The following is a 24676-nucleotide window of genomic DNA, read 5'->3' as shown; positions in this document are numbered from 1 at the left end:
CCTTCAATTTGCACTAATATTTTTTTCAATATGATTGTGGGGTGGGCAACATGAGCGCCCTGATAATGCAAGTTGTATACGTAACAGCTTAATTACGGGTTTATACTCGATCATTTTTGATTGGTAACAAGGTGCGATTTGTTACCTGGTTTCTGATTAAAAAATCTTGAATGCAGTTAACAAATTCTTTTAACTCTAAAATTAAGTTAGTAGTATCTCTAAGGTCTTGATGGTAAGCCAATCTTTCTAGTTTGTCAGCTGCTAGGTATATAGCTGTGGCTCCAATGTTGGCAGTAGCACCTTTAAGGTGATGAGCTTCTCGCGCAATTTGCCCAAAGTCATTATATGCGATCGCTGCTTTAATTATCTCTAAACGGGGTTTTATATCTTCAACGCATACAAGCAATAGATTTAATTCAAATTCTGTGTCATTTCCCGATATTCGATGCAAATGTTCCCAATCAATTGCTAGGTCAGTGGAAACTGTATGTTCATGTACAACTGGCTCTTGTTTTGAAAGAATCACACCTGTCCAATGCTCTAGAGTCGCAGCCAATTTTTCTTTAAACACTGGCTTACTCAGATAGTCATCCATTCCGGCATTGAGACACCTTTCTTCATCTTCTTTCATTGCATTAGCGGTCATCGCAATCACCACAGGACGACGACGCAGAGCAAAAGTATCCTCTTGCCAACGATGAATTTCTTTTGTGGTTTCTAAACCGTCGAGAATTGGCATTTGGCAATCCATTAGAATCAAATCGTAAGGAATTTTTTCTAATAGCTGCAAAACTTCCTTGCCATTAGCAACGACATCGGCTTTGTAGCCTAAACTATCGAGTTGCTTCAGGGCTACTTTCTGATTCACCAAATTATCTTCAGCTAAGAGAATTCTTAACTTGAATTTAGTAGCGGGGTTAGGGGAAGAGGAGGTAAGAATGCCTGAATCTGTACTCTGGATTTTTTCAGTAGGCTTTAGCAAAAAGCCTTTAGCCCCTTGTTCTGATTCCGACTGAGTTTCTAAAATATTCATAATGGCATCGAAGAGTCGTGATGGCTTAATGGGTTTGACCAAATAAGCAGCAAATCCGATTTTGAGCGCCTGCTGCACTTCATCCCGTTGATTAGTAGAGGTGAGCATAATCAAAGGTATTTCAGCAATTGCAGAATTGGCTTTAATTTGTTCTTCTATTGTCATGTCATTTTTTATATCAACCAAGGCGACATCATAAGATTTTCCCTGCTCACAAGCTAACTGAATAACTTTAAGGGCAGCAGCAATGCTGTCAGCTTGATCTACCTGCATTCCCCAATGAGTAGCTTGATGGTAGATAATTTTGTAATTAGTAGCGTTGTTATCCACCAATAACAAGCGGCGATTGTTCAAAAGTCCGCGTTCGCATTTTGGCAAAACAGGCTCAACAAGCTTTGTAAAAAGCACCTCAAACCAAAACTTAGATCCTTTTTCCATCTGACTTTCTACCCCAATTACTCCTCCCATCAAAGTCACCAGTTGTTTACAGATGGCTAATCCCAAACCAGTACCACCATACTTGCGAGTGGTCGAAGCATCCACTTGGGTAAATGGCATAAAGAGTTTGCGTTGGTCTTCAGGGCTAATGCCAAGACCTGTATCTGTGATGGCAAAATGGATGGTGGCTGTAGTAGAGGTAAGAGAACGTAATTCGGCTTGTACTAATACTTCGCCAGCACTGGTGAACTTGATAGCATTGCTGATTAAATTCATGAGAATTTGCCGCAGCCTACCAGTATCTCCTTTGATCTGGGTGGGGACGTTATGCTCAATCAGTGTGGCAATTTCTAATCCCTTGTTATGGGCTGAGGGAGCCAATAATTCCACCACTTCTTCCAGACAAATGGATAGGTCAAAATCTAGAGTTTCGAGAGCCATCTCTCCAGCCTCTAGTTTGGAAAGATCCAAAATCTCGTTGATTAAACTTAAAAGGGCGTCTCCACTACTACGAATTATTTCAATAAAATCTCGCTGTTCTGGGTCTAAGGGAGTATCTAATACCAAACTGGTCATGCCCAATACAGCGTTCATTGGAGTACGAATTTCATGACTTATATTTGCCAAAAAGGCACTTTTAGTCTGAGAAGCTAATTCGGCTTGGCGACGGGCAATTTCAAGTTCTTGTCGCTGACGAGTTTCTGCTGCTAATAGTTGGGCTTGGGCTAAGGCAATACCTACTTGGTCTGCGATTTGCCGCAAAAGATGAGTTTCAAAGCTAGACCAGTGATGGGAATCGTCACACTGATGAACTATGAGCAAACCACGAAGTTCTTCTTTGACAAGAATGGGCACAACCAAATTGACTTTGACCCCAAACTGTCGCATTAATTCCAGATGGTTTTGTTGGACTTCTGGCAGATCGAAGTTAGCTAGCCCGAAAACATGTCCTTTACGGTACTGCTGTAGATAGTACTGTTGTAAATATTCGGCTTGAAAGTAGGGGACGGTGATATTTTGATTTTGCTCTTTAATTGCTGGTAAGCCAGAAACCACTGCTTCAATAACGGTGGGTGCAGATTCATCTGGCAAAAGCTGATAGATCAAAACTCGGTCAGTCTGAAGAATCTTTTGCACCTCCTTGACAGTGATTTTGAGAATTTCTTCGATTTGCAAAGACTGGCGAATCTTAAGGGTGATTTCGGTAAATAATTGCGATCGCAAGTTTTGCCGTTGTATTTCTTCTTCAGCCTGTTTACGCTGGATAAATTGCCCCACTTGCTCACCGATAGAATTCATCGTTTTAATCAAATCTTGGTCAGGCGGTTGGATCTCATGGTTAAAGCAGGTAATCACACCAAGGATTTTGTGACCGCTACGGATCGGAAAACCAAAAGCTGCGTGTAGTTGTACTTCAGCGCTGATTTTGAAGCGGGAGAAACTGAGTTCTTTAACGATATCAGCGATCCAAACAGGTTCAGAACTAGCCCAAACCCGGCCAGGTAGACCAATTCCTGGTGCAAAGGTGGTTTGCCGATTCAGGGCTTCAAACTCTTGCACTTCAAAGGATGCTTTATGCCACATATCGAGAAAACGCAGCACATTTGCTTGTTCATCCACCATCCAAATTTCACCCAAATCCCATGCCAAACTCTCGCAGATCCCTTGCAGGGTTTGGCGAGTACCTTCGCTAATCGTGGCGGACTCTGCTAAAACGCGAGTTGCAACATATTGAGCAGTCAGATGCTGTTGTGCGCGTAAGCGTTTGCGAAGCTCGTCGGAGACATCGGTGATGTCAATACCAGTGGCAACAATGTATTCCACTGATCCTTCATAGTCTTTTAAGAAGGTATTCGACCAGGCAATCAGTCGGCGGCTGCCATCCTTCATTACCCAATAGTTTTCGTGTTCTAGGAAGCCTCTACCAGTTAGTAATTGCTCAAAAACTGCTTTGACTGACTCTACCTCTTCAGGAAGTAGGAATAAGTTCCAGAAATACCTACCCCTCACCTCATCGAAGGAGTAACCTGTGGTTTGCTCACAAGCTTGATTGAAGCGAACAATTTTACCTTGGGAGTCGGCAACTACTACTAAGGCGCTGGCTGTATCCAGGACTGCTGAGATAAAGTTACGTTCTTGGTTTAAGGCTTCTTCTGTTCTCTTGCGCTCAATGACCTCATGATAGATGAAGTAGTAGACTACAGCAAGAACGATAAAACTTAGGCAGATGGCGATCGCAAGTGTCAGAATTGTGTTGCGACTCCTGGCTTTTCTTGCTTGTGACTGCTGTTGGAGTCGTCCCCTTTGCTCGTTTTCCATCTCATTGATCGCCTTGCGGATATCATCCATGAGATTTTGTTGATCATTTCTCACTAGTACTTGCAATGCCGCCTCCAATCCCTTGTTTTGGCGCAAGTCAATAGTCTGTTTTAGTTCAGTAAGTTTAGCCGTTATTAGAAATTCAAGGGTTGCAATTTGCTTTTGTTGATTCGGTTGATCTGCTGTTAAACTCTTGAGCTTGGCAATTTCTTGATCGACGTTAGCAAGTGCTGCTTGATAAGGTTTGAGATAAATTTGTTTTCCAGTGAGGATGTAACCACTTTGTCTAGTCTCAACATCCTTTATGTGGGACAGTAGTTTTTCTAGACTGTTGATTTTTTCATAAGTGTTTTTTACTATACTGCGATTATTAGTAGATACTTTTGTATTTTGATAAGAAACCACACCAATCAAAACTAAAATTACCGACGCTAAACCAAAACCTGCTGCAATCTTTTTGAAAAATTGCTTGCGTACCTTCTGCGCCTGTTTGCTTTTCTTGGTTACAAGTACCAAACTTGCTAAATTTCGCCGTAATTCCAGTTGCTTGATGACTTGACGACCTAAAGTTCGTAATGCCTCGACTTGTTCTGGATTCAGCTCTCGTGGTACGTAGTCAATTACACATAGGGTTCCTAGCGCGTATCCTTCAGGATTAGTCAGAGGTACACCAGCATAAAACCGAATCTTTGGGCCAGATGTTACCAGTGGGTTGGTGGCGAACCTTTCGTCATCTGTTGCATCAGGCACAATAAAAACATCAGGCTGTAGAATAGCATGGGCACAGAATGCGAAATCTCGATGTGTTTCTAGGGCTTCCATTCCGACTTTTGACTTGAACCACTGACGATTTGTATCAATTAAGCTAATTAAAGCAATAGGAGTCTGACAAATATACGAGGCTAAACGGGTGAGATCGTCAAAAGCGGCTTCAGATGGGGTGTCGAGAATCTTATACTCCAAAAGCGTCTCGATTCTCTGTGCTTCGTTATCAGGTAATGGTGCTTTCATCCTTATTCTGGGGATTAGGGACTGGGGACTGGGGACTGGGGACTGGAGATTGGGGATTAGGGATTGGGGATTAGGGGGAATAAAAAAGAAGTCTTTATCTTGTTTTTTCCATTCCTTACGCCGTGTGCAACTTTCTCTCAAACCTAACCCCCAACCCTTGTAGCGTTGGGGAGCAAGAATCAAAGCCTCTCCCCCACAGGGAGAGAGGAATGGAAGCGGGGTTATAAGAATAAGTTGCACATCGCGTTTCCTTAGTACCCAATACCCAGTCCCCAGTCCCTAGTCCCCAGTCCCCAATCCCCAATTTGTCAACAAACTTACTTTAATTAATGACAACAGTTTAGTTAAAAGCGTTAGCGTAATTTCACTGAGTTCAACCTTATTAAAAATTTATTAAATGATTAAGTCCCTACTGTGTTTTTTGTGGGCTGGTTTATTAGAAATTGGGGGCGGCTACCTAGTCTGGTTGTGGTTGCGCGAAGGTAAGCCTTTGTGGTGGGGCATCTTGGGTGGAATTGCTTTAGCTTTCTATGGTATTATTGCAACTCTCCAATCGGCAAATTTTGGCAGAGTGTATGCGGCTTACGGTGGCGTGTTTATCGCAATGGCAATGTTTTGGGGTTGGAAGGTAGACGGGGTTACTCCAGACCGCTACGACTTAATCGGAGCATGTTTAGCTTTAGTGAGTGTTTTAATTATCATGTTTGCACCCAGAACTTAAGTAAAATTTCTATATTATTTTTGACCAATAAATTTTATAGTGTTCCCTTTTAAAGGGATAATACCCTCATCCAAAATTGCAAAGATTTTTTGGCAACTAATCTCTAAGAATCAGCCATCTGGATCTCTACGCATTTATGCGGGAGATATCAAGAGAAATCAGGACATATTTGGCTAAATTATCTGATAAGACTGACTGACGATAATTTATAATGATTCTCAATTATCACACGGATCTTGGTTTGTAACAGTAAGTAACTAAAAATTTTGAATTTTGTAGCGCTTCAATAAAATGCTATTCTTCAAAAAATAAAGATGCAATCGTTGCATGTGTACACCCTTATTTAAACCTTGGCAACTACAAACAGGATTATATTTTCGTTAACATTTCTAAAAAATTAAGGTTAAGTAACTTTCAACACAAAAATGTATAACTAAAAGTAATCAAATGTAGTTCAGTATACAAATCATTGGTGCTTAGGAAGAAAAAAAGTGTTGAAGAAAATTATGATCATTGGGGCTATGACCCTAGTCCTAGTGTTTTTGGGAGTGCCGCTGATGGGCAATGCTTTTGCCCAAACACCAGCTGCTGCTCCACCAGCTGCTGATACTGGAGATACGGCATTTATGCTGATTTCATCAGCACTGGTGCTGCTCATGACACCAGGATTGGCGTTCTTTTATGGTGGATTTGTGCGATCGCGCAACGTCCTAAACACATTGATGATGAGCTTTGTGTTGATGGCGATCGTTGGAGTTACCTGGATTTTGTGGGGCTATAGTCTTGCCTTTGCGCCAGGTTTACCGTTCATCGGTGGATTGCAATGGCTTGGGTTGAATGGTGTCGGGTTAGAGATAACCGATTATCTCAAAGGGTCAAACCCGCCGGAAGTCGTCTCCTATGCCGGAACGATACCTCACCAGGCATTCATGATCTACCAAGGCATGTTTGCTATTATCACCCCAGCCTTAATTTCTGGGGCGATCGCAGAGCGGATGAGTTTCCGCGCCTATTCGCTGTTTGTTCTCCTGTGGTCAACCTTTGTTTACGCTCCCCTGGCCCACATGGTCTGGGCAAAAGGTGGATTTTTAGGTTTATATGGTGGTTTAGGTGCCCTGGACTTTGCAGGTGGCACAGTAGTTCATATTAGTTCTGGGGTTTCAGCCCTAGTAGCAGCGATCGTCCTTAAACCTCGCAAAACCCATCCCGATCGCCTTAGCCCGCCGCACAACGTTCCGTTTATTTTGCTGGGTGCTGGCTTGTTGTGGTTTGGTTGGTTCGGTTTCAACGCTGGGAGCGCCCTATCTATTGCTAGTGGAACCTCTGGTAACTTAGTTACAAATGTGGCAACAACAGCCTTTGTTGCCACCAATACATCGGCGGCGGCGGCGGCTTTAATGTGGCTAATTTTGGAGAGTGTTTTACGGGGTAAACCAACCGCCGTGGGAGCAGCTACAGGAGCCGTTGCTGGTTTAGTTGGGATCACTCCCGCCGCCGGATTTGTCACACCGCTATCAGCAATTTTAATTGGTTTCATCACCGCCTTTGTTTGCTTTATGCCATCAGTTTCAAGCACAAGCTACAAGTTGATGATGCTTTAGATACCTTTCCCGTGCATGGGGTTGGTGGTACAGTGGGGGCAATTTTAACAGCCATCTTTGCCACAACTCAAGTCAACGGAGCAGGTAAAGACGGAGTGCTGCGTGGTAATTTTGGTGAATTGGGAGTTGAACTCCTAGCAATTGCCATTGCTTACGCGATCGCAGGTGTTGGTACGTGGATTATTCTCAAGATTATCGATGCTACAGTCGGGCTGCGAGTCAAAGAGGAAGCTGAATTTCAAGGTTTGGATATCAACGAACACGGTGAAGAAGGTTACAATTCCGAGTTTGGCGATCGTCCTACTTAGTTAGTAGGGAGTAGGGAGTTATTATTCTTCCCTATTCCCCCATTCCCCACTCCCCACTCCCCACTCCCCAATTTAAAATTGGGTAATTTGCGATCGCTAGCGTTAAAATTTGATTCAAATAATTGGTAAATTTCGCTAGTCGTGTCTACATCTGCAAAAACCTTTCCTATCTGGGCATTTTTCTCGCTGTTAACCAACGGCATCCTAATGTTGGCGGTCATCCTGCTAATTTGGCAACAGCAGAGATTGTCCGCTTTTTTTGGGATAATAACATCCCCGGAACCAATCAGCCTGAACAACTCACCCGAAATTGTTACACCTGATTTAGGTCGTCGTCACCAACTCACTTACCAGCAGTGGGTAGACATTCTCACGCAAGAAGCCAAGGTAGCCGCAGACCAACGTCCTCCGCATTTAACCGTCCTAGTGGGAGATTCTCTGAGTTTGTGGTTTCCGCCTGAGTTATTACCCGAAGGTAAAAATTGGCTCAATCAAGGAATTTCTGGCGAAACCAGTAATGGACTTTTGAAAAGATTGAAGATATTTGACCGCACCCAGCCAGAGGTGATTTTTGTGATGATTGGCATTAATGACCTAATTGAGGGGATGAGCGACAGGGTAATTTTAGATAATCAGCGTCAAATTATCAATTATCTACGAAAGAAGCATCCCACAGCGCAAATTGTTGTCCAATCGATTTTGCCACATGGGGCAGAGGAAGCAACCTGGAAAGGACGAGATAAACTTCTGACTGTTGCAAATAGTCGCATTCGCGAGTTGAATCAGCAACTGCAAAGCCTATCTATCAAAAAAGGTGTGAAATATCTCGATTTATATCCCCTGTTTACCAACAAGCAAGGAAATCTCCGCCACGAATTTACTACTGATGGCTTGCATTTAAGTCCTGAAGGCTATATAGTTTGGCGTTCTGCATTGCAGATATATAGTGAAATTGAATTAAAACCCCAGCAAGAAAAAGAGGGGAAAAGGTTAAAGGGTAAAGGGTAAAGGCATTAAAACCTTTTCCCTTTCCCCCTCTCTGATAATATCTTTGAATAGAACTCTGTATAAATAGCGTCTGGGCGCGAGAAAATAAGAAATAGTGGTTTAAATAGACAAATATAATGGATACAAAAGCTTTTAAGCGCAGCCTGCAACATTCAGAAAATTACAATCGCAAGGGGTTTGGTCATCAAGCAGAAGTTGCCACCCAGTTGCAATCTGAGTATCAGAGTAACTTGATTCAAGAAATTCGCGATCGCAATTACACTCTACAACAGGGTGATGTGACAATCCGACTAGCACAAGCCTTTGGTTTTTGCTGGGGTGTAGAACGCGCTGTGGCCATGGCCTACGAAACCCGCCAGCACTTCCCCACAGAACACATCTGGATTACTAACGAGATTATCCACAACCCTTCTGTAAATCAGCGAATGCAGGAGATGGAGGTAGAGTTCATCCCCATTGAAGGAAAGAATAAAGACTTTTCTGTTGTTGGAACTGGTGATGTAGTGATATTACCCGCCTTTGGGGCTAGCGTTCAAGAAATGCAGATACTTCACGATAAAGGCTGCAAAATTGTTGATACAACTTGCCCTTGGGTATCTAAAGTTTGGAATACAGTAGAAAAGCACAAAAAAATCGATTATACATCAATAATTCACGGTAAATATAAGCACGAGGAAACAGTTGCTACTAGTTCTTTTGCTGGCAAGTATTTAATTGTGTTGAATTTGCAAGAAGCAGAATATGTTGCTGACTATATTATCAATGGTGGGAACCGTGAAGAATTTCTGACAAAATTTGCTAAAGCTTGTTCAGCAGGATTTGACCCCGATCAAGATTTAGCAAGAGTTGGTATTGCTAACCAAACTACTATGCTTAAAGGCGAAACTGAGCAAATCGGCAAGCTTTTTGAGCGGACTATGTTACAGAAGTATGGCCCCACCGAGTTAAATCAGCATTTTCAAAGCTTCAATACTATTTGTGATGCCACTCAAGAACGCCAAGATGCAATGTTGGAGTTAGTGGAACAAAATTTAGATTTGATGGTAGTAATTGGTGGGTTTAATTCATCGAATACTACTCAATTGCAACAAATTGCTTTTGAGCGGGGAATTCCTTCTTATCATATTGATACTGTTGAACGGATTAAATCAGGATATTCCATAGAACATCGGCAATTAAATGGGCAGTTAATAACTACAGAAAACTGGTTGCCAGATGGAGAAATTGTCGTGGGAATTACTTCTGGTGCTTCCACGCCAGATAAGGTAGTAGAAGATGTGATTGAGAAAATTTTTGCAATGAAAGCAACAGCAGCGCTAGTTTAAGAGTGATCGGTTATCAAGTAAGCAAGTTCGTAGTAAGGACTTTAGTCCTTATTTTTTCAGCACTAAAGTTCTTACTACGAACCCTCAAAAGTAGCTTATATCATGTCCGCCAAATCACCCATAATAAAAGAACCCCACCCCCAACCCCTCCCCGCAAGCAGGAGGGGAGCTAAAGCGCAGCTTTTGCGGGGTGGGGTTCCGGTTATTATGGTTAATTACCCGGACATCATATTAGACATTGTACTAGTGTTCACTGATAACTGTTAACTGTTCACTATATTTGAAAATTTGTGAGAAATTCAATAAATGGCTATAGCAATCCTATCTGATTTGTGAAAAGTAATTTTTGATAAGGAACCGCAGAGGCAAGAGAGAATAAAGAGAGATTTTCACGAATGATTTAGGATTGCTATATTTATGAGCAAATTGGCAAAGGCTATGATTTGACTCGTTGCGCTGACCCTGACATTGCTGCCCAATTAGCTAAACACCTCCAAATCAAATCAGATTCCTCGTATCTTGATGTGGCATGTGGCACAGGAAATTACACGCTAGCTTTGGCAAAACATGGTGGTGTTTGGAGTGGAGTAGACCAGTCAAAAAAGATGATTGATGCTGCTATGAATAAGAGTAATGTTGTAGCTTGGCAAGTTGCAGAAGCTGAGGTTTTACCTTATGCTGATGGGACTTTTTCTGGTGTGCTATGCACGCTGGCGATACATCATTTTGCTGCACTAACTCCTGTTTTTCAAGAGATTTACCGTGTCCTAGCGGCTGGTCATTTTGTATTGTTTACTGCCACACCAGAGCAAATAAACAAATATTGGTTAGTTGAGTATTTTCCAGAGGCTATACATAAATCTGCTGAACAGATGCCAAGTTTAGAAAAGGTCAAATATGCTCTCAATGAGGCAGGTTTTAATTCAATACAGTTCAGTTAACGCTAAAAACCTTAAACTGTGTAGGTTGGGTTGAGGAACGAAACCCAACAAACATTTCCGGGGCTTTGTTGGGTTGCGCTTTGCTTAACCCAACCTACAATTTTTCACAAAGCCAAGCGTATTGGGTTTTAATTCAGTCAATATTGAACTTTATTCTATTTCAGAAAGCTTGCAAGATTTATTTTTATATAGTGGTAAATATCGTCCTGAAATATATTTAGACGAAAATGTACGCTCTGGAATTTCTACGTTTGCTTTGCTAGCTTCGGCAGATGAAATCGCAACAGGATGTCAAAGGCTAGCAGCAGATATTAATACAGGACGCATCACAGAGATTATCAATAAATATGAAAATAATCACGGAGATTACTTGTTTGTAATCGCTGATAAAGTAGCAACTTGAGCTAAAGAGTGAAGGTTGAAGCAGCAATATTCTTATTCAATCAGCGCTTCATACTCATCATGTGACCCAATCCAGATCCAGTAATAATCCTCGCCGTTCTTAATTGCTAGTGCGCGATATCCACCACTAATCCTGACTGACCACAAATCATTTCCTACTTTTTTGAAATGCAAAGACGGATGAAATTGATTATTAATCCAAAGACGATACGCCTTTCTAGCTTGCTCTTTAACTTCAGTTGAAAGTGCAGCATAAGAGCGCCAAAAATCAGGGGTTGTTAAGGATTTCATCTAACGGTTTCACCCGATTAGCTTCAATATCTGCTTTTGCACGCTGAATTAACTGATCCAATCGACCTAATTTTGCATCTGCTTCAATTTGCTTGTCCCAAGCATCATTAAGATATTCTTGGAGCCAGTTTGATAAATCCCGGATTTCGCCTTCAGACAGTTGCATAATAGCGGCTTCTATTTCTGGGAGTGAGTTCATCCTGTTATCCTCAATCCAGCACTATGAACTATATACTACCAAAATTGACGGAATAATTCAGAATTAGAATTAGCGTCAAATCTTAATTATTAATCATGAATTAGTATGACACAGAAATGGCTTTCTATCGTTGGCATTGGAGAAGATGGATTACAGGGGTTAAGCGCGATCGCTCGTTCTCTAGTCGATCAAGCTAAAGTAATTGTAGGAGGCGATCGCCATTTAGCAATGCTCCCTACAGATGACCAACGTGAGAAACTAGTCTGGACATCCCCCATTAGTACTTCAGTTGAGGAAATCATCACGCGTCGGGGTCAGTCAATTTGCGTACTTGCAAGCGGTGATCCTATGTGTTATGGCATAGGTGTCACCTTGATGCGGCGAATTCCTGTCTCTGAAATGACGATTATCCCCGCACCTTCAGCCTTCAGCCTCGCCTGTGCCAGGGTTGGATGGTCTTTAACTGAGGTGGAAACCTTGAGTTTGAATGGTCGTCCATCCTCTCTACTCCAGTCTTACATCTATCCAAAAGCGCGGCTGTTGATTTTGAGCGAAGGGAAGGACACACCCGCCATTGTTGCTGAAATTTTGACAAATCGCGGCTATGGTGGCAGTAAAATCACCGTACTGGAGCGGATGGGCGGCACTCATGAAAGAATTGTGGAAGGTACGGCTGCATCTTGGAGTGAAACTGAAGTTGCTGCTTTGAATGCGATCGCAGTTGATTGTATTGCTGATCCTGGGGTTATCCCTTTACCAAGATTACCAGGATTACCAGATCACGCCTATCACCACGATGGACAGTTAACGAAGCGTGAAGTTAGGGCAATTACCCTAGCAGTTTTAGCACCCACACCAGGAGAATTATTGTGGGATGTTGGCGCGGGTTGCGGTTCAATTTCTATTGAATGGATGCGGAGTAATGCTCGGTGTCGAGCGATCGCGATCGAACAAAACTCTTCTAGACTACTATATATTGCCGATAATGCCGCCACTCTCGGTACTCCAAATCTACAAATCATTGAAGGTAAAGCGCCCCATGCCCTGAAAGACTTGCCAGCACCAGATGCGATTTTTATTGGTGGTGGGGTGACAGCAACGGGACTTTTTGATGTTTGTTGGGAAGCACTGCGGCCAGGTGGGCGTTTGGTGGCAAATGTAGTGACGGTAGAGGGTGAGCAAACTTTGTTTCAATGGCATGAACGAGTCGGTGGTGATTTAACTCGTATTGCAATTCAACGGGCGGAACCTATTGGGAAATTTTTGGGCTGGCGAGGAATGGCGGGTGTGACGCAATGGATAGTTGTGAAGTCTAATTAGCGTACATCCCATTCCCCGTACTTTTCAACCAAAAAACTCAAAAATGCGCTGCTGAACGCTTTCTATTTTCAAGGTTTTTGGCTTTTGTCAACAAACCTCGACTTTTTCTTCCATCAGTGTATTAAGTGTACTGCTCTTACCTGTAATAATTTATTAGAAGAAATATGAGAATAAGTTTCAAGCTTAGGAGTTAGCATTCTATGGCAAATCAAGACCATGTTAAGGAACTAAACAAAGGAGTCAAAAGTTGGAATCAATGGAGACAAAATAATCCTGAGATCAAGCCTGACCTGAGCAACTTTAACATGAATGACGACTTCGCGCGAGCCATTACTAGTGCTGCTACTAGTGTTGCTGCTGGTGTTGCTGCTGGTGTTGTTGGTGCTGCTGCTGTTAGCCTGATGCCGTTGTTGTATATTCCGTTAGTTATTGCCAAACTGAAGCGTATTGACCTGAGTGGTATCAACCTGAGCGGTGCCAAGCTCATCGGTGCCAACCTGAGCAATGCCAAGCTGATCGATGCCGACCTGAGCAATGCCAAGCTGATCGATGCCGACCTGAGCCGTGCCAAGCTTATCGATGCCGACCTGAGCCGTGCCAAGCTGATCGATGCCAAGCTGATCGATGCCAACCTGAGCAATGCCGACCTGAGCGGTGCCAAGCTCATCGGTGCCGACCTGAGCAATGCCAACCTGAGCCGTGCCAAGCTCATCGGTGCCAACCTGAGCAACGCCAACCTGAGCAATGCCAACCTGAGCGATATCCAAGATACTATTGAAAGTATTGAAGGTCTAAATACAGTAAATGTAAATAACGCTATTCTTTCTCCAGCATTAAAGGGAATTCTAGACAAAATAAAAATTATTGTTCTTTTTAAGAAGTTGAAGGATCATATTAACGAAAATACAAACAAAAGTGATGGATTAAATTTACTTTTTGAAGCCATCCAAGTTTTGATAAAAGATGAAGAATCGAAGCTAACTTTAAAGGTAACAGACATTAGATTGCAAGAACTAATTGAAATAGCTTATGCAGTAAGTGTTAGAAAACAAGAATCAAGGTATCCCAAATTTAAATTATACGTTTCAGAAGAGGAATGTTATAACAATCTTAAGTTCATAATTAGTTTCAGCAATCAAAGAAATAATCATATTGATTCAAATAAACTTGCTACTCTAGCTCGCATCGGTATTGGTATTCCACAATACTATAGTGCTGTTGTTACAGAAAAAGCAAGAACAGAAAATCAATATACTGTTGAAATTGAAGGAATAATTAAATTAGAGAAAGATGACCTTTTGGAAGGAAAATTTAATAATCAAGATAATTTAATCGGGCTTTTTTTGAGTGTTGAAGCTCCAGGTCGATTAAGTATACTATATAATTTTAAAAATAAGTTTAAAGTCCATTTAGCATTAATTGAAGGCAAAGTTAAAATAAATCATGATCCGGTTCAAAATCCTTTAGTGAATTTAGTTTTTTTTAAAATTGCAAAAAACCTTATTAATGATTCTAGTATCGATGAAAAAATCAGGGATGATTTTAGGAATAATAAAATAAACAGCCGTGAAGGATTTTTTACTCTAATAAAAACTATTCAAAAAGTTTGGCATCGGATTCTTCAATTAGCTGTTGATTTTGGTCATGGAAGCCAATTCGTTATTATACCTAAAAAATCTGTAGCAAAACTTCAGGATTACTTTAATATTGAGCATCTGACTACACAAGAACCTAATCTAGGAAAATGCATTACTAAATATTTTAATCAATATCTTACCTATAATTCCTCAGAAGGCACAAAAGCTTCTGATGAACTAGAAAAATTAGTTATTGCGAACGGTGAATTAATCAATTGCATAGACTTAATAGCATATTTATCTAGTATAGATGGTTGTATCATATTAGATGATAGTTTGTCTTTAATTGGTTTCGGAGGAGAGATTAGAAATCAAGAAAATTTAGAGGAAAAATGTGTTGAATTTGCAGCCAACTTTACCCCGTTTGATCCACTACTGACTGATGATCTACTAAATTTCTTAGATCAAAATCAGTCAGAAGAAGAGAACTTAGAAGAAGATAAATCAAAAATAATAGAATCATTTGTTAAATTCCCACCAGATGAAGAGCCAAAAAAATGGAAGTTTGAGGAATTTGGTACTAGGCATCGCTCTGCTGCTAGGCTTTGTACTAACCAGGAACTAGATCCATTTGTTTTTGTTGTATCGCAAACCGGAGATATTAGAGAATTTATTAACTTAGAAAATAAAGTTAGAATCTTGGGCCCTTTACGTCCTTTATAAATTTGTGATCAGCAAACTTAGGCAATTACATACATCGCCTATCTCTATTTTGGATTTTTATTTAGCTATATATTTGCAAGAAAACTGCTTGCTTGTGCTAATGCTTCTTGACGTGTAAGGGACTTGTCAGACACACGTTGAAATATCATTTCTCCATAGGTTTGACGACTTCGACTAGTAAAATAGTTACCTTTCAAAGTTTTTCTGTCAGGACTTAAAACTAGATTAACGATACCTCTATGAGGCTGCATTGTTTGTGGACTGCTTGCTGCTGGTTCGTTTGTGTATTCATATTTCAGCCCAGGTTCTGAAGAGTCTTCTGTATAAACCGCAGCCATTGTTGATGTAGACTTAGATGTTTCAGTTTCTAGTCGCACGCTGATTTTCGACCATGTTTGGCGAATATATAGAATGACTCCACGAGTCTCTGTACCATTTTCATAAGAAGACTTGATGACTCCAACCCAAGTCCCTCGTAGATTTGGGATATTTGAGAAACGAATGGGTTCAATTTTTAGTGCCCATACAACATCATCAAACAATTGGTAAAACAAACCATAAAACCCCATAACAGAAGGTGCATCTAACCACCAAGGCACCTGTAAATTTAAAACTTTTAAGAGGTAGTTAAGAAGTAACGTTGCTACAACTGCTAAGGCAGCAATCCATAACAGAACCCATTCTCTATCTTTAGCATCTGTAGCATAGCTGTGCATATTACCACTTCCTTTAAAAAGAATCTACTTTTAGCCTTAGTCAAAAATCCAATTCATCGTGCATTTATGCAATACCAAAAGATGAAGTTACTTTCCATCCTCCAATATTAATGTAGACTCAGCAGTACGCCCAAATTCTTCTGGTGCATATTGTAGGTGAACTTCTGCACCAGGCCAAGAAAATGTACCAGGGGTAACAGAACGGACTAAGTAATGCAGACTATAAACTCCTGGTTCCAGGTGGCCGGCGTAGGCGATAATGCGATCGCGGTACACATTCCTAAACCCAAGTTCCCAGCTATCGGCTTTTGCTTGTAATGCAGCTGTGGTAGTTTGAAAACTCGCATCTACCGCCTCAAAACCTGATGGTAACGGATCTTTAATCACCACATGATCCACAGCATGATCGGCAATGATTTCTAAACCAATATCAAACACCTGTCCAGAGGCTAAAGTCAAGGGTTTATCGAAAGCGTAAAGACCTGTTTTTTGTAAAACTTTCTCGTTATTTACTTGACTAATTTCTCGTGTTATGCGTAAACCATTAAATCTGCCTGGTTGATTTCCCTGCAAGCGATAATTATAAGCAACCAGATAGTGCAAAGTGCCATTACCTGATTTTTGCAGCGTTAAATCTTGACGCCCACGAGGTAATAGATTCATCGGCACAATTAGTTGTAAGCTAGGATTTTTGTAACCTTCAAACCGATTTTCTCCTAACTTATTACCAGCTAATTGTACTGTGGCAACAAAATTAGGTGGTGTAGGTTGCAGTTGACTATAATCGACCAAAGCTGTTAAGGCTTGGGCATTATTATAGTTAGTTTGCCATGTGCCATCCCGCCGCAGTGCCAGAAGACTTTGGAATAATTTATCTATAACTTCGGGTTTACTTTGTTTGGCAATAAATAAACGTAAAGCTTGCGCTTGCGTCGTCGTAGATGAACTCATCCATCCCCAACTGTTGGGTAAACTCACAACTGCTGTGCGACCAGTTTCATATATACTTTGTTGCAGCTTGTTTACTAATTGTTGAGATTCGTCTTGCCATTCTGGGAATTGAGATAAATATCGCGCTAGTTTGATTTGAGTTACTAAATCAAAATTATTGCGCTGTTCATAAATATCTGCGAGGAAGGTATTGCGTTTTTCTCCCAATTCTGCTAATGCAATTAAAGCATGAAGTTGCAGTTGCCTTTTACATAATTGCTGTTTACAAAAGTCATATTCTCCAGGGTTCGCTAGAACTTTTTGCAGATAAGTTTTCAGGCGAGACAGCATTGCAGAATCGACTAAATTAGGAAACACCTGACTAGCTTTAGCCAAAGATTCACCTGAGTATGAAGAAACCCAAGGGTCAGATTTTTCTTGTTTGGGGAAAGCAGCAAAACCACCATCTGCTATTTGGAGTTTTTGCAATTGTTCAATTGCTTGTTTTGCCTGTTGGCTAGGATTAAATTCTGAAAATGTCTGACCATATTTTTGTGTAAGATTTTGCAGATTAGCCGCAATCATTAACTGACTTGCAGCAGGTTCTGTAAACGGTAAATCATCATCTTCTAAAACCTGCTTTGCTGGTGCTTGAATCTCCGGTATCAAAGTACTCGCCAACTGAATATCTAAACCTCCCGCATCAGGGAAGGTATTTTTATCAACATTCAGGGGAATTTTTACCTCATCCCCCCCTTTCGTAAGGGGGGTTGGGGGGATTACACCAGTTTCAACGACTTGTTCTGTAATTTCAATTGGCTTAATTTCCAAAGGTACTTCAAAAGCATCTGCGGCTGTACCATTTAGCTGAGTGGTAAAGCGAACTTTCCCAACTCCCACACTATCCGCCAGCATTGGAAAGCGATAAGCGTGAGTTGCGGATTCAGCTTTGGTTTGCAAAGCAGTAGCTGTGGGGTTTTTGTCAGCAAACTTCACATTACCGCTAAGTTCGCCATTAATTGAGAGATTTCCTGTATTCCCAGTGTTGTTAGTTACAGATAAACCAGCAAGGATGCGATCGCCTGGACGGGCAAACTGTGGCAAGATGGCATTAGTTAGCAGTGGCTTTGTGGTGATAAACGTTGCGTCTCCATTGCCGAAACGCAGATTTCCATCGGTGGCGACAGCCATCACCCGCCATGTAGTTAAGTCATCCGGGAGTTTAAAGGTTATCTGTGCATTACCATTTGCATCAGTGAGAACAGAACCGTTGTAGTAAGCTAAGGCTTGAAAATCTGTGCGAGTGCGAGTATTGGCTGCACCAGTTGAAAAACCACCGCCATAACCCCAACCTTTAGGTTTAGCTACATCTTGTGGTTGTAATATTACATCTGGGCGATTATCGCTAAAGCGGGTAGAAATCGGCTGTTCTGCATAAACTGTATCTACCAAATCTGGCGGACGATAACCAGAAAGTTGTAACACCGCTTCATTCACCACCATGACTGTAAACTGTCCTTTGGTGGGATTGCCTTGATTATCTTTCAGTTCTAGTTGTACCGTTTCCTCTGCACCAGGTTCTAATGATGCTTGAACTGGCTTAACTTGCAGTTTTAAATACTTATCTTCTAAGTTAACTTTAAAAGGTGTAAAACCAATCTTCACCAAGTTATCTAAACTTCCCGCTTCCACTTGATTTATGGGTTTACCTTGTCTGACTAAGACAGCTTCAATCGCTGCATTTGGCAGCATTTCTGGCGTGACTTTAAACTGAATTTGTGGTGCGCTTCCCTGAGTTTTGGTTATTTGCTGATAAAGGGGTTTGTCTTTAATCACAGCAAAGTACAATTCTGCGTCTGGATAGGGAGATTGAATTAGTACAGTAGCGGTTTCACCAGGTTTAAACTCTTTTTTATCTAATTTAACTTCTAAGACATCTTTTTCTTTAGAACCCCAAAATACAGGATTTCCCCCAGTTGCCCAAATTTGTAAATCTGTGGCACTTAATTCGCCTTTTGCATCACTAAAATTAACTCTAATGCGGTATGAACCAGATTCGGGTGCTGTCAAATTTACCGATTGCGGATTGCTAGCAGATGTAGTTTCTGCTTGTCCTACTGTTTTATATTCAACTTGATTTTTTGGAGTTCGGCTACCTTCTACCAATTGCGTGACGCTGCTGTATTTAATCTGTTGTAATTCCAGCCGTACCCGTTGACCTGTTATCGGTTTTCCTGTAGGGTCAGTAACAATCACTTCAATAGGAAAAGCCTTACCAGCATCAGCAATGAAATTACTTTTTAACCCGATAAGGCGATTACTTGGTAAGGCTGTAAAAGTTTTGGAATTCGCTACAGACAGATTAGAAACATCTGCAACTTGCACATCCACCCGGTAAGTCATCGGATATGGTAAATCATTAGCCACATTCACAGTTTGACTACTTTTACCAGTAGCATCTAATTGGGCATTAGTTTGTAAGACATCACTAGATATAGTAGGGGTTTCCTCTGGCCATAACCATTGCCTACCAAAAGTAAATTCATCCCAACCTTTAGGAACAAAATTAGCCTGTTGACGAGTAATAAAGTATTTTGCTTCTCCACCTTCTACAGGCGCACCAAATAAATAATTACTTGTAGCATTAATATTAACTTTGTCGTCAATGATAGCAAATTCTTTATCTAAGTTTAGTTCAACTTTAAAATTGGGTGGCTTAAACTCAGCTACCCGAAATTCTCCAGAAATTTCTTGCCCATTCTTCCCCTTAGCCTGGATTGTATAGTAGCCTAAGCGTTGAGTAGTCTTAATTGGCAGTTCCAGAGAAAATGTACCAAATTCATTTGTAGTTTGCGTACCTAAATTAGTCTTTTGCCCATCAGGATTAACCAAAGTTAATTGGTAAACAGCATTTTTATCTTGTTGGATTGTACCATTTTGCAAATAGTCAGCGAAACCAGTCAACCAAGCTTTTTCACCTGGTTGATACAACTGTCTATCTGAGAAAATTACCCCGCGTGATTCAGGTTTAGCAACTTGCCAACCTGCATCAATACCATAGCCATAAACGCCGCTATATTCTTCAACTCTGGCAAATGCCCAATCTTGATTTTCCCGGGCAATTACTAATAATTGTGGTGATTTACTATAACTTTCATTTCCCAAATAACATTGCTGTAATCCTTCACGAAGAATTGTCAAAGTTCCATTTTCATCAGTTTTACCCGTTGCACAAGGTACAGGTTCAGGGCGAGATTTAGCCTGTAACTTTGATTGATAAATTTCAACAGCAGCCGCTTGAACTGGCGAACCATCTGTAAGATGATTGACGCGAATTAAGCCTGACTCAGGAAACCACTGAGTAAATACGCCCAAATTCGTCAATTCAACCATGCCATAAGTTGTAGGTTCTCGCCACAGTTCCTTCCCATTTTCCTGATATTTATTAGTGCGGGCTTGCACTCCATAAGCTAACATTCCCGTAGCCGCATTTATCTTTTCTCGCAGAGAAACAGCAATGTCAACTGATTGATTTTTCTTGCCCGATACCTTAAAGCTTTGCCAATCAGAAGGTTGTGGTAATAAATCGCTACTATTATTAAAATAAACTAAATCTGTCGGTTTAACTACTCGATAAGCTGCTTTGTATTTAGATTCTGGCAAATTTCCCGTACTAATATTTAGCTGTAAATCTTTACCTGTGGGGAAAATATTCAAATCTGATGGTACCCAGATATCCCCAGCTAAATCTCCAGTATCATATTTAAGTGTGACAGGTTTACCTAAAGTTTGCCCAAACTTATCTTTGAGATTTCCGCCGATAGTAATTGTATAAGTCTTGGCAGGTTCTAGGGCATAAGGATTTATGCCGACAATTTTATCTTCATCATTTACTTGTATAATTCTTGAAATTTCTTTTGGTGCTGGATTAATAGTAATATTTTCTTTAGCTGAATCTGCCACTAAGACGTTATTAAATTCTAGCTGTGGACTGCCTTTAATAAATCTTCCAAAAGTTCCACCTGCATCTGGCTGTCCGTAAAAGTTAATTTTTTGAAATGCTAAAGGCGAATAAGTTGCTAACTTACTGGCAAATTCTTTCTCTGTAGGTAGATTACCATAAGCAGGGCGGATTCCGGGAGAAAATACTAGGCGATAATGAGTTGCTTTTTCGAGATTTTGCTGGGGGATGAGGTTATAAATCCAATTGCGTGCTGAGGGATCAAATTTTTCTAAAGGGTCTTCTTCATTTTTTAATGGTTTTTCTTCTTTGTTTAATTTGACTTTAAAGCCTACACCCTTGTTTTTTTCTTCAGGAATTAACTGTAAATGTTCTTGTACAGAAGCTAAATCCAATTCGACATTTGAAGTAAACTGTAACTTCTGTTGTAAATCAATTGGTTCAATATCAGCTTTCTCAATGGGATTAACACCAGGTAGATTAGTCAGGTTGATAGATTCGGTATTAAAAGTCCAAGGTAAATCTTTGTCTAGACGATGATTTTTTAAATCGGCTAAACCTGTTTTGAGGGTAACTTGAAATCTTGTCGCTATTGGCAAGGCTTTCTCGGCCTGAAAACCCACCATGCGCGGTGTCAAAAAGCGAAATTGACCGGGTAAAGGCGGCCAAAGAGCAAATTTTTCTAATAACTTCTGCTGTTCTGGACTGTCAAGACTTTCAACTGGGATTAAAGCTTCTTTAAAACGGATGCGGATTTGGTTAAGAGATTTTGCATCTCCAATAGGACTAATTTGTTCAATCCAATCTGGTAGTTTAGGCGGGGTGAGTGCGGATACTGCTGGGAGTTGTTCTTTACCTGAGTTGATACCAAAAAAATTACACCCTGCCATTCCTAGCATAAATGTAAAGAGAAGAAGATACTGTATTTTTCTCTTTCGGTTTGAGGAATGACTAATTTTTTTTAACGAACCGCCATCGCGCAGCGTCTCGTAGAGAAGGACGCCAAGGAAGAAATAGAGAATTTTATGGTAAAAACGGAGTAGAACTCTGATAATCATATTTTTAGTAATTCAAAATAAAAATTCACAAATTATAGCGAATAAAAGTTTGTATCCCCTCATGGAGTTGGCAATCCCAAGACTAATAAGGGAAGGCGGATGACTATTTTTTACTCAAATATTGGATAAAACTTATGTTTATTTACATAGATAACCAATACCATGTGATTGTTCCGCAAAATCACTACAATTCTTAACTATGAAGAAGTATTTAAGTTCTGCAAATATTAATTTATATCTGCTAAGTTATGACAAATTAATTGTTAAGGATTTGACATATTTCCTGATTTAGATGTAATCGCCACGTCAAAATTAAGGTAAGTTTTCTTGGGCAGGGATTCCCTGATGAAACTAATTTTACGATCGCTACTCAAAATTAAGCACACTAGTAAGGTTATCCTAGCTGGGCTGCTAATATGCCTAGTGGTACGCTTGCTGCCTTATTTTGCACCCATTCATACCGCAGACATTGCCCAAAATCAGTTGGCAATGCAATTTAGCGATCGCAATGGTTTACCATTAGGAACACTACTCACCCGTGACCAAGAGCATACATCAGTAGTAACACTAAATCAGGTTTCTCCCCAGTTTATCCATGCCATTTTAGCCGCCGAAGATGGCAGCTTTTACCATCACGGGGCGTTGGATATGAAAGCTGTTATCCGCGCCAGCAAAGAAGCCATCCACGCCAAACGAATTGTTTCCGGCGCTTCCACAATTACTATGCAGTTAGCGCGGATGTTAGATCCTGTGCCGCGTAGTTTCTCTGGTAAACTGAGTGAGATTTGGCTATCTTGGCGGTTAGCAGCAGGGATGAACAAAGATGAAATTCTCTCTGCATATATCAATCGCCTGCCAATGGGAGGGAATATATATGGTGTGGAAGCAGCAGCGCAGACTTATTTTTCCATCCCAGCTAATGAATTGAATCTTGCTCAAGCTAGTTTGTTGGCTGCTATTCCTAATAATCCCACATACTTTAACCCTTACCAGCATTGGGAACGATTGAAGCAGCGACAAAAATACGTCCTCAATCGTATGGTACGCGATGGGTATATTAGTGGAGCGATCGCAGCCCGAACATCCGCCGAAAAGGTTGTGTTTCAATCTCGCCAACAGGGAATTATCGCCGCACCACACTTTTTATTTTGGTTAGCCAATCAAATCCCCCCAACCCCCATTTTTCAAGGGGGCTTAATCCCCCCCTTTTTAAGGGGGGCTAGGGGGGATCAATCCGTTATTCGCACCACGATAAATCGCCCTTTACAGCAGTTTGTTGAAGCGCAGGTGCAACAGGTGATTTCTTCTCTCACCGCCAACAATGTCCATGATGCAGCTGCGTTAGTGATTGACAACCACACTGGCGAAGTTTTGGCTTATGTTGGTTCACCTAATTATTTTAATGAAGCCAACCTGGGACGCAATGATGGAGTACAGGCACTACGTCAACCAGGATCTACTCTCAAGCCTTTTGTGTATGAATTAGCTTTAGAAAAAGGTTTAATTCGCCCAAATACCATTTTGGCAGATGTACCCGCCCATTATGCAATTCCTGGCGCGAAACTTTATAGCCCCACAGATTATACCGAAAGCTTTCTTGGCCCTGTGCGGGTGCGAATTGCTTTAGCAAATTCTCTAAATGTACCCGCAGTAAGGGTATTAGAAAAAGTAGGCGTAGAAACTTTCTTAAAACGATTGCATCAACTTGGGTTTGAACACCTCAATCAAACCCCAGAACATTACGGTTTAGGGTTAACTCTTGGTAGTGGCGAAGTCAGTCTCTGGGAACTAGCCCGTGCCTACCTCAACATAGCACGGCAAGGAGATGCTACCCCTTTAGTAAGCACATTTTCCAATTCCCCACTCCTCGGTACAGACGCGATTAATCGCGTCTCTCCCCACTCCCCACTCCCCAACCACACAATATGGCAATTAATCACCAACATACTTAGTGATAACCATGCTCGTGCAACAGCATTTGGTGTAGACTCTGTGTTAAATTTACCTTTTCCTGCTGCTGTTAAAACTGGTACTTCTTCCAATTTTCGAGATACTTGGACAGTTGGCTTCACTACAGATTACACCGTCGCTACTTGGGTAGGCAATTTCAACGGGGAACCGATGCGTCAGGTTTCAGGTGTTACCGGGGCTGCACCCTTGTGGAATCGAATTATGTTACACCTGCACGAATATCAAGAACCAGCAGGGTTTCCGCCTCCCGAAGGTTTAGTGCAATTACCTGTTTGTGCAACTTCAGGATTACGACCAACACCAGATTGTACCTCAGTGGTGCAGGAATATTTTTATCCAAAAGATAAAATTGCCTACGAAGGTGACAACCAATTCAATTTACCACCAGAGTATGATGAGTGGTTGGCAAAACAACAGCAATCGAGTATTGTTTCTACCAATTTGAGAATTTTATCTCCGCATCATGGCGATTTATTCTTACTTTATCCAGGTGAAGAAGCGAAGCAAAAACTCGAATTTAAGCTAGTGGGAAATAAATCTGCGCCTGTTGAATGGTGGCTAAATGGGGAAAAACTAGATACAAACTCAGCTAATTCTTTATTTTGGAATTTGCGTCCTGGTAAGTGGACTTTGGAAGCAAGAAGTGGGGAAATGACCGACAAGGTAAGTTTTCAGGTGGAATTAGCTAGTATTAAACCTACGCGTCGGGGATTTTCTATTAGTACAGCAGATTTCAAGTTGGTGAGGTACACAAGCTAAGTCTGTTACCCAGGTATAAAGCGTGTTTTACTCCTCAATTCTGCATTCTGTATTCTGAATTCTC

13 protein-coding genes and 1 pseudogene are annotated in these 24676 nt (G+C 41.1%); 9 read left to right on the top strand and 5 right to left on the bottom strand.

What is annotated here, in order from left to right:
* Positions 1–100: 100 nt before the first annotated feature.
* Positions 101–4801: a GAF domain-containing protein gene (locus LC653_RS04640; protein ID WP_229493132.1), complete on the bottom strand. Its 4701-nt coding sequence runs from the start codon at positions 4799–4801 to the stop codon at positions 101–103.
* Between the two features lie 397 nt (positions 4802–5198).
* On the opposite strand from LC653_RS04640, the gene LC653_RS04635 reads away from it, so the two are divergent.
* From LC653_RS04635 to LC653_RS04610, 6 genes and pseudogenes are all read left to right on the top strand, one after another.
* Positions 5199–5522, top strand: a complete 324-nt coding sequence (locus tag LC653_RS04635; protein WP_229492904.1) for a YnfA family protein — start codon at positions 5199–5201, stop codon at positions 5520–5522.
* 506 nt (positions 5523–6028) lie between these two features.
* Positions 6029–7431: pseudogene (locus LC653_RS04630) on the top strand (ammonium transporter).
* Between the two features lie 141 nt (positions 7432–7572).
* Complete coding sequence (locus LC653_RS04625; RefSeq protein ID WP_229492902.1) at positions 7573–8439, top strand: SGNH/GDSL hydrolase family protein; 867 nt, start codon at positions 7573–7575, stop codon at positions 8437–8439.
* A 116-nt stretch (positions 8440–8555) separates the two neighbouring features.
* Positions 8556–9764, top strand: a complete 1209-nt coding sequence (locus tag LC653_RS04620) for a 4-hydroxy-3-methylbut-2-enyl diphosphate reductase (RefSeq protein WP_229492900.1) — start codon at positions 8556–8558, stop codon at positions 9762–9764.
* 443 nt (positions 9765–10207) lie between these two features.
* Positions 10208–10705, top strand: coding sequence for a class I SAM-dependent methyltransferase (locus LC653_RS04615; RefSeq protein ID WP_229492899.1), 498 nt, complete (start codon positions 10208–10210; stop codon positions 10703–10705).
* A gap of 121 nt (positions 10706–10826) precedes the next feature.
* Positions 10827–11108 (top strand): hypothetical protein, encoded by a 282-nt coding sequence (locus LC653_RS04610; RefSeq protein WP_229492897.1) that lies wholly within the window; start codon positions 10827–10829, stop codon positions 11106–11108.
* Between the two features lie 32 nt (positions 11109–11140).
* Here LC653_RS04610 and LC653_RS04605 read toward each other — a convergent pair whose 3' ends face one another.
* Positions 11141–11398, bottom strand: coding sequence for a ParE family toxin-like protein (locus LC653_RS04605; RefSeq protein ID WP_229492895.1), 258 nt, complete (start codon positions 11396–11398; stop codon positions 11141–11143).
* Positions 11376–11597, bottom strand: coding sequence for a hypothetical protein (locus LC653_RS04600; RefSeq protein ID WP_229492888.1), 222 nt, complete (start codon positions 11595–11597; stop codon positions 11376–11378). Before LC653_RS04600 ends, LC653_RS04605 begins: the two co-directional genes overlap by 23 nt.
* 105 nt (positions 11598–11702) lie before the next feature.
* Between LC653_RS04600 and cbiE the strand changes: the two genes are divergently transcribed.
* Positions 11703–12917 carry a precorrin-6y C5,15-methyltransferase (decarboxylating) subunit CbiE gene (cbiE, locus tag LC653_RS04595; RefSeq protein ID WP_229492887.1) on the top strand — a complete coding sequence of 405 codons (1215 nt, stop codon included), beginning with the start codon at positions 11703–11705 and terminating at the stop codon, positions 12915–12917.
* Between the two features lie 200 nt (positions 12918–13117).
* Positions 13118–15217 (top strand): pentapeptide repeat-containing protein, encoded by a 2100-nt coding sequence (locus LC653_RS04590; protein WP_229492885.1) that lies wholly within the window; start codon positions 13118–13120, stop codon positions 15215–15217.
* Positions 15218–15282: 65 nt separating this feature from the next.
* On the opposite strand, the gene LC653_RS04585 is transcribed toward LC653_RS04590, so the two are convergent.
* Positions 15283–15933, bottom strand: coding sequence for a Cap15 family cyclic dinucleotide receptor domain-containing protein (locus tag LC653_RS04585; protein WP_229492883.1), 651 nt, complete (start codon positions 15931–15933; stop codon positions 15283–15285).
* An 87-nt stretch (positions 15934–16020) separates the two neighbouring features.
* Positions 16021–21723 carry an alpha-2-macroglobulin family protein gene (locus LC653_RS04580; protein WP_504828426.1) on the bottom strand — a complete coding sequence of 1901 codons (5703 nt, stop codon included), beginning with the start codon at positions 21721–21723 and terminating at the stop codon, positions 16021–16023.
* A gap of 504 nt (positions 21724–22227) precedes the next feature.
* Between LC653_RS04580 and pbpC the strand changes: the two genes are divergently transcribed.
* Positions 22228–24612, top strand: a complete 2385-nt coding sequence (gene pbpC / locus LC653_RS04575) for a penicillin-binding protein 1C (protein WP_229492880.1) — start codon at positions 22228–22230, stop codon at positions 24610–24612.
* Positions 24613–24676: the final 64 nt, after the last annotated feature.

It is taken from the genome of Nostoc mirabile CHAB5784 (genome assembly GCF_020829645.1).
In the GTDB taxonomy this organism is placed as follows: Bacteria; Cyanobacteriota; Cyanobacteriia; order Cyanobacteriales; family Nostocaceae; genus Nostoc; species Nostoc mirabile.
The sequence above is the reverse complement of the archived record's forward strand: the minus strand, read 5'-3'. Positions and strand labels throughout refer to the sequence as shown.

Excerpts from the sequence above, each read along its gene's own strand:
- LC653_RS04640 (WP_229493132.1), bottom strand. The coding sequence starts at position 4,801 with ATGAAAGCACCATTACCTGATAACGAAGCACAGAGAATCGAGACGCTT.
- LC653_RS04635 (WP_229492904.1), top strand. The coding sequence starts at position 5,199 with ATGATTAAGTCCCTACTGTGTTTTTTGTGGGCTGGTTTATTAGAAATT.
- LC653_RS04620 (WP_229492900.1), top strand. The coding sequence starts at position 8,556 with ATGGATACAAAAGCTTTTAAGCGCAGCCTGCAACATTCAGAAAATTAC.
- LC653_RS04605 (WP_229492895.1), bottom strand. The coding sequence starts at position 11,398 with ATGAAATCCTTAACAACCCCTGATTTTTGGCGCTCTTATGCTGCACTT.
- LC653_RS04600 (WP_229492888.1), bottom strand. The coding sequence starts at position 11,597 with ATGAACTCACTCCCAGAAATAGAAGCCGCTATTATGCAACTGTCTGAA.
- cbiE (WP_229492887.1), top strand. The coding sequence starts at position 11,703 with ATGACACAGAAATGGCTTTCTATCGTTGGCATTGGAGAAGATGGATTA.
- LC653_RS04590 (WP_229492885.1), top strand. The coding sequence starts at position 13,118 with ATGGCAAATCAAGACCATGTTAAGGAACTAAACAAAGGAGTCAAAAGT.
- LC653_RS04585 (WP_229492883.1), bottom strand. The coding sequence starts at position 15,933 with ATGCACAGCTATGCTACAGATGCTAAAGATAGAGAATGGGTTCTGTTA.
- LC653_RS04580 (WP_504828426.1), bottom strand. The coding sequence starts at position 21,723 with ATGCTAGGAATGGCAGGGTGTAATTTTTTTGGTATCAACTCAGGTAAA.
- pbpC (WP_229492880.1), top strand. The coding sequence starts at position 22,228 with ATGAAACTAATTTTACGATCGCTACTCAAAATTAAGCACACTAGTAAG.